The organism is Trebonia sp., assembly GCF_030042015.1.
GTDB lineage: Bacteria > Actinomycetota > Actinomycetes > Streptosporangiales > Streptosporangiaceae > Trebonia.
On the sequence record NZ_JASIAL010000349.1, the window covers coordinates 1 to 6,358 of the forward strand.

Here is a 6,358-nt window from a genome sequence, read left to right on the forward strand (position 1 = left end):
CCAATTCGGCCGGGCTGACCGGGCCGGCGTTCGTCCTCGAGGCGACGGCGCTGGGCCGCGGCCGCGACCTGCGTGCCTATTTCTCTGGCCAGAACCTCGTGCTGTGCGTCATCGGGGCGCCGCTGGTCGTCGCGGTCTGCTTCGCGCTGGCCGCCGCGGCCCGCGACCCCGGGATGGGAGTCGAGGCGACGCCGGTCGCCCTGGCCGGGCTCGGCGCCGCCCTGGGGCTGGGCAACCTGTTCAGTGCGGCGCTGCCCTACCCGATGGTCAGGCGGATCGGCACTCCTGTGCTCGTGGCCGCGCCGGGCTACGCCGCCTACCGGATTGGCGGCGTCATCGGCACCCTGGCGGGCACCGCGGCGCTGGCCGCGCCGGTGATCGTCGGGGCCGTGCTGGCCGCGACCGGGCCGGCCGCGATCCGGATCGGGGTGATGCTGCCGGCCGCGGCCGTGTACGGTTTCGCGCTCGCGGTCGCCGGCGTGCGGCTGGCCGCGAAGCTGGCCGAGAGCAAGATGCCCGAACTATGCCAGGCGGCGCTGCACACGGCGGCGTGACGGTTAGACCGCTCGTCCCCTGGAGCGCCCTATGACCGCCGGCAGCACGGGGAACTGTACAATCGGCCAGTGCTTTCCGGGTTTCATCACGTCACGCTGAACGTCACGGACCTGCCACGCGCCCGTGCCATTTATGAAGGCGTCCTCGGATTCGAGGTGGACCAGGACTTCCCCGGCGCGCGAATCGCGGAACCGGACATTCCGGACAGGGCGATTATCGGGGAGGAAAAGACCGGTCAGAGGTGGCCTTTTCCTTCCCGTTATCCAGGGGCGCGCGGCTACCGCCGTTGCCGGTAAACCGTCGCGGTTACGTCCGCGTCTTCCGGAAGTAGTCGCGTTAACCGCGAGGTGTTCAGTGAGGAACCATGTCCCAGATCAGGACGCGCGGTCTGCTGGCAATAGCACCGGCCATCGTGGCGGTGCTCGCCCTGGCCGCATGCGGCAACTCCCCGTCGGCAGCGGGTCCGGTACTTGTCAGCGCCTCGCAGGCAGCGACGAACTCCCAGCCGCCCCCGGCGAGCACCGCGAGCACCCGTCCGACGCTGACGGTGCCGTCGTTGAGCGCCATGCCGGCGAGCTACGCCCCGGGCGTCGAGTTTACGATTGATCCGTCTGATAAGTCCGACCCGCAGGATAGTAGCGAGGTAGACGGCTTTAACTGGTGGCCAGGTTTTGGGCCGCACGGTTCACTGGGCGCCGTTCGCTGGGTCGCCGTGGATGCGGATGGGGCGGTCTACGCACAAGACTGGGATCTGAACGGCAACGCTGGAGATTTGCTGGAGTTGAGCTGTAACGGCACAGATGAAATCGAGAGGGAGTTTTCCGACGGAGGCCGGAAGAGCGTTGCCTTCAGCATCGGCGATATTACAGGCGACTGTCCTGACATAACCCCGTGGAACTACACGGTCAGCCAGGTCAAGTCCAACGACTGGACGTATAACGTCGTCAAGTGATGTGAGTCTGACTCCACGGCAGACGCGGGCAGTCAGTCTCGCGGAGGACGTTGGCGACCCGTTCGGCCGCGGTGAACTCGGGGGCCTCGAACGATCGCTGAGTCAGTTCCTCAGCGAGCAGGATGTAGCGGGTTGCGGTCGCGATACGGACCTCGTCGGTCATGACGGGGGCCGCTCCGTCGCCGCGGAACCCTCGCTCTACCAGCCACTCTCGCAGCGGTTCCTTGTCGAGTGCTCGCTGATCCTTGTTCTTCCTGAAGAGATCGTCGTAGGTGTCCGCGTACCAGTAGCGGGAGCTGTCAGGCGTGTGCACTTCGTCAATGAGCACGATCTCGTCACCGAGCAGACCAAACTCGTACTTCGTATCGACCAGGATCAGTCCGCGTTGGGCCGCGAGTTCGGTGCCCCGGGCGAACAGCCGGAAGCAGACGTCGGCGCACCGGTCGAATAGGTCCGCGGTCACGAGGCCCTCGGCGATTGCGTCGTCGCGACCGAGGTTTCGGTCATGCGCTTCGAACTTGGTCGTCGGGGTCAGGATCGGAGCCTCCAGCCGCTCGTTCCTGCGAAGCCCGTCGGGCATCAGGTTGCCGGCGATGTTCCGCGCGCCCGCCTGGTAGTTGAACCACAACGATGTCTTCGTTACGCCCGTGATGTAGGCGCGAACGACGAATTCAAGCGGCACCGGAGCGCACTCGCGGACGCGCACGACGTTGGGATCAGGGACCTCCAGGAGGTGATTCGAGACAATGTCGGAGGTGGCGTTGAACCAGTAGTTCGCTATCTCGTTGAGGACCTGTCCCTTGAACGGGATAGTCCCGAGGAGCCGGTCGAACGCCGACAACCTGTCGGTGGTCACGATAGTGCGAACGTCGCCGTCGACGTAGCTGTCGCGCACCTTGCCCTCGTGGCGGACGCCAAGGTGACCGAAGTCCGTTCGGCCGAGCGTGCCGAGCAGTTCCCTCGCAAGCCTCTCGTCTGTGAGCATTGGCGTCCCTTCTCCGGTCCGCGGCGGTGACTCCATGGCGTCCTCCCTCTCGATCATCCGGTCCATTGCGTCGACCCGGCCAGCCGCTTGCCGGGCTGCCTCTGTCAATCGTCGACGGTGCTCGACCAGCCGCGCCCGTCGCGCGCCTCGGTCAGCGGCGTCGACGATGGCGGCGACGTCCTCCAACGGCATGCCGACGTCCCGCAGCGCGGCAAGGCTGCGCGCCCGCGGCAGCTGGCGCAGCCCGTAGCGGCGGTAGCCGGTGCGATCATCGACCTCGACCGGCACGAGCAGGCCGACCTGGTGGTAGTGCCGCAACGTCTCCACCGTCAGCCCTGACAGCTGCGCGAACGCGCCAATACCGACCAACTCGCCTGAGTCCACGCCAGCAGTATCCGACCCTTGGCCGCCCGAGAGTCAAAGCGGGACCATGAGGCCCGCGTCTTGGTAATGGGCGAGATCCTCTACAGGGTCCGGCCCGCGGCCAGCGGTCGGCTCAGATGTCGGTGTCCTGCCGGCGCAGCTCGGTTTCGAGCAGGTCCATGGCCTTGAGGAAGGCTTCCTGCTCGCCGGGGGTGAGCTTGTCCAGAACGCGGGCCAGCGGTTTGGCGGCGCCATCGAGCCAGTTGCCGATCAGGGTTGCCTGGCCGGGGATGATCTGGACGATCGTGCGCCGCCGGTCGGCCGGGTCAGGGCGCCGCTGGACCAGGCCCGCGCGGTCAAGGTCGGCGAGCACGCCGCTGACCGTGGGGAGGCTCAGGTCCAGCCGGGAGGCCAGTTCTCCGACGGTGAGCGGGCCGCCGCGGATCTGCTCGAGCGCGGCGACGTGCCGCGGGCTCAGCGGAGAGGGCACGGGCGGGGGCGCGGCGCGGTCCTGCCAGCGGCGCATTCCCCTGGTCACGCGGGGGAACAGCTGCATCAGGCGCAGGCACAACGCAGAGTGCTCGGAGCTGCCCGCCTGATCCGCCATGGCCCTGCTTCCGTGGTGCGCCGGCCCGCCTTGACCGCCCAGCTCCCGAGTATATACGCTTTCGCTATCAAAAGTATTCTGATTCAGGAACGAAAATTTACGGAGGGTGGCATGACAGCACAGGGACAGCCGGGGACCTCATCGCTGCAGGCGCTGGTCGAGGACGGCACGCTCGCCGGGTCCTGGATCCTGGATCCGGCCAGATCCCAGGTCCGGCTGCAGACCAGGCACACCTGGGGGCTCCGTCCGCTCCACGGCGTCTTCGGCCTGGTCACCGGCAACGGCACGGTGACCGCGGCCGGCGAGGTCACCGGCACCCTCACCGTCGCCGCCGGGTCGATCGACACCAGGAACAAGATGCGCGACAAGGACCTGCGGTCGGCCAAGCTCTTCGACATCGCCAACCACCCGGACATCACCTACACCGTCGATGGCATACAGCCCGCCAGCGGGGGCGTCCGGGTGGCCGGCCGCCTGACCGTCCGCGGCCGCACCCGCCCGCTCTCCTTCGACGCGAAGGTCTCCGCCGCCGCAGGCGAGGCCCGGCTGGACGCCGAGGTCCCGGTCAACCGGGCGGACTTCGGCCTGACATACAGTCCGCTGCGCATGGCGTCGCTGCACAACACCATCACCGTCCACGCCGTATTCACCCGCCAATAAGCCCCCCGGCGCGGCAAGCTGGCCCGGGGCAGACCCGTTCGCTTCCGGCCGGCACGCCCGATACGCTCGCTGACGCGCATCCTCGTGCGCGCCAGCGACGAAGCAGGTGGTGATGATGGCCAATCGCCTCCCAGGCGGGCAGCGACCCTAGCCGGGTCAGCCAGGCATTGACGAGATGACCCCGCCAGCGCGCCGCCGCCGCACCCTGGGCCGCGACTTCTGGCTGTATTTCAGTGGTCAGCTGATCTCCCAGGTGGGCAGCTCCTTCACCCTTTTCGCATTGCCGCTGCTTGTCTTCAAGCTCACCCACTCGGCTACCAATCTGGCGCTGACCACCGCCGCCAACTTCGTGCCTTACCTGCTGTTCGGGCTGGTGCTTGGTGCGCTGGCCGACCGCGTCAACCGCAAGCGGATGATGCTGCTGACGGACTTGGGCCGCGCCGCGGTGATCGTCGTGCTGCCCGTGCTGGCCCTGTCCGGCGCGCTTCGGGTGGAGGATATCTACGCCGTCGCCTTCGTCCAGTCCACGCTGGGGATCTTGTTCAACTGCGGTGAGTTCGCGGCGATCCCCAGCCTGGTTGGCCGCGACGACCTGGTTGCCGCCAACGGGCGGATCATGGCCACCAACTCGGCGGGCCAGATCCTCGGGCCGATTCTCGCCGGAGTGCTGGTTACCGTCATGTCGCCGGCCGACCTGCTGTTCTTCGACGCGGCCAGCTTCGTTGTCTCGGCCGTGTCGCTGGCTGCCATCCGGCGCAGCTTCAACGCGGCCGGCCGGCCGGGCCCGGCCAGCGCTGGTGTGGCCAGCCTGCTCCGGGACGTCCGGGCCGGCCTGCACTACGTCTGGTCGCAGCCGGTGCTCCGCAGCATCTCCCTGATGATGGCCCTGATCAACTTCGTCGCGAGCACCGAAAGCAGCCAGCTGGTCCTGTTCGCCAAGCGCGTGCTTGATGCCAGCGACAGCGAGGTAGCCCTGCTGTTCGCGGCAGGCGCGGCGGGCGTGGTGGTCGTCAGCATCTCGGCGGGCCCGATTCGCCGTCGGCTGAGCTTCGCCGTCACCGCGCTCGGCGCCCTTGTCATCAGCGGGCTGGCGGTCACCGCGATGGCGCTGATCGGCTCATACCCGGCCGCGCTCGTCCTGTGGACCGCGTCGTCCGGGTTCGGGCTCCTGCTGAACATCAACACCGCGGCGCTGCGTCAGGCCATCGTCCCCGATGAGATGTACGGCCGCGTCGTCAGCATTGCCCAGGTGCTGGCCTGGTCGGCCATTCCGCTCGGCGCGCTTGCCGGCGCGGCCGCCATCCAGCTGTCCGGCAGCGCCGCCGGCGTCTACGCCGCGACCGGGGTGCTGACAGCCCTGATCGCGCTGTCGTTCGCCATGTCCCCGGTGGCACACGGCGACCGCTATCTGGCCACGGCGGCTGGCACCGCGCCAGCAGGCGAAGCCACCGTCGCAAAGAGCGCCTAGGAGCCGTCGGGGAGCGGGGCTTGACTCCCGCCCGCGTCAGGCGCATTATCCTACTCATGGTAGATACGCCTATCAGGGATAGGAAAACCGAACGTCGTGAGGCGACGAAGGCCGAGATCCTCGACACGGCCTGGGACCTGGTTCGCGAGCAGGGCCTGGGCGGGCTGAACCTGCGGGACCTCGCCGCGCGGATCGGCATGCGGGCCCCGTCCCTGTATGAGTACTTCGCCTCCAAGCACGCCATCTACGACGCCATGTTTGTCCAGGGGTACCGCCAGTTCGCCGCGGTCATGGCCGAGACCGAGGAACTGGCAGGCGAAGACGGGCTGCGGGCCGGGGCCCACCACGCGATGGCGTTCATGGTCGAGGATCCCGCGCGGTACCAGCTGCTGTTCCACCGGACCATCCCCGGGTTCACGCCCAGCCCGCAGTCCTACGCGGTGTCGGTCCAGCAGCTGGAGGGCACCCGGGCCTGGTTCAGCCGCAACGGCTTTGCCTCCCCGGCGGCGCTGGACCTGTTCACCTCGCTGATCGTCGGGCTGGCCGGCCAGCAGATCGCCAATGACCCCGGCGGCGACCACTGGGTCCGCCTGGTAGACGCCGCCGTTGACATGTTCCTCACCCACTTCAAGGCACCCGGCCCGGACACCACCGCCGGCCCGATGCGCGAGAGGAAACGATCATGACCCTGACCACGACCGCGGTGCGCGATATCCCGCCGATCCGCCACGACGAGGCGATGGACCTGGCCGCCGCCGAGTATGAACG

General features: G+C 68.2%; 9 protein-coding genes. 6 read left to right on the forward strand and 3 right to left on the reverse strand.

Annotated elements, in window-relative coordinates:
- Both Q1N79_RS18965 and Q1N79_RS30745 read left to right on the forward strand, forming a co-directional pair.
- Nucleotides 1–554 (forward strand): hypothetical protein (locus tag Q1N79_RS18965; RefSeq protein ID WP_300610750.1); only part of this gene is annotated, 554 nt, incomplete at its 5' end.
- Between the two features lie 69 nt (nucleotides 555–623).
- Nucleotides 624–851 carry a VOC family protein gene (locus tag Q1N79_RS30745; protein WP_367185101.1) on the forward strand — a complete coding sequence of 76 codons (228 nt, stop codon included), beginning with the start codon at nucleotides 624–626 and terminating at the stop codon, nucleotides 849–851.
- Nucleotides 852–906: 55 nt separating this feature from the next.
- Here the strand turns inward: Q1N79_RS30745 and Q1N79_RS18970 are convergent, their stop codons facing one another.
- Nucleotides 907–1,122 carry a hypothetical protein gene (locus Q1N79_RS18970; protein ID WP_300610752.1) on the reverse strand — a complete coding sequence of 72 codons (216 nt, stop codon included), beginning with the start codon at nucleotides 1,120–1,122 and terminating at the stop codon, nucleotides 907–909.
- Here Q1N79_RS18970 and Q1N79_RS18975 point away from each other — a divergent pair.
- Nucleotides 1,112–1,507, forward strand: coding sequence for a hypothetical protein (locus tag Q1N79_RS18975; protein WP_300610754.1), 396 nt, complete (start codon nucleotides 1,112–1,114; stop codon nucleotides 1,505–1,507). The genes Q1N79_RS18970 and Q1N79_RS18975 overlap by 11 nt on opposite strands.
- On the opposite strand, the gene Q1N79_RS18980 is transcribed toward Q1N79_RS18975, so the two are convergent.
- Both Q1N79_RS18980 and Q1N79_RS18985 read right to left on the reverse strand, forming a co-directional pair.
- Entirely contained in the window at nucleotides 1,500–2,876 is a 1,377-nt protein-coding gene (locus Q1N79_RS18980) for a phosphoribosylaminoimidazolesuccinocarboxamide synthase (RefSeq protein WP_300610756.1), read from the reverse strand. The genes Q1N79_RS18975 and Q1N79_RS18980 overlap by 8 nt on opposite strands.
- Nucleotides 2,877–2,988: 112 nt before the next feature.
- Nucleotides 2,989–3,462: a MarR family transcriptional regulator gene (locus tag Q1N79_RS18985; protein WP_300610757.1), complete on the reverse strand. Its 474-nt coding sequence runs from the start codon at nucleotides 3,460–3,462 to the stop codon at nucleotides 2,989–2,991.
- A 111-nt stretch (nucleotides 3,463–3,573) separates the two neighbouring features.
- On the opposite strand from Q1N79_RS18985, the gene Q1N79_RS18990 reads away from it, so the two are divergent.
- The 3 genes from Q1N79_RS18990 (at nucleotide 3,574) to Q1N79_RS19000 (ending at nucleotide 6,276) form a co-directional block, all read left to right on the forward strand.
- The gene (locus tag Q1N79_RS18990; protein WP_300610760.1) at nucleotides 3,574–4,122 is read left to right on the forward strand and encodes a YceI family protein; all 549 of its coding nucleotides are present in this window, start codon (nucleotides 3,574–3,576) and stop codon (nucleotides 4,120–4,122) included.
- A 175-nt stretch (nucleotides 4,123–4,297) separates the two neighbouring features.
- Nucleotides 4,298–5,590, forward strand: coding sequence for an MFS transporter (locus tag Q1N79_RS18995; protein ID WP_300610762.1), 1,293 nt, complete (start codon nucleotides 4,298–4,300; stop codon nucleotides 5,588–5,590).
- A gap of 56 nt (nucleotides 5,591–5,646) precedes the next feature.
- Nucleotides 5,647–6,276 (forward strand): TetR/AcrR family transcriptional regulator, encoded by a 630-nt coding sequence (locus Q1N79_RS19000; protein WP_300610763.1) that lies wholly within the window; start codon nucleotides 5,647–5,649, stop codon nucleotides 6,274–6,276.
- Nucleotides 6,277–6,358: the final 82 nt, after the last annotated feature.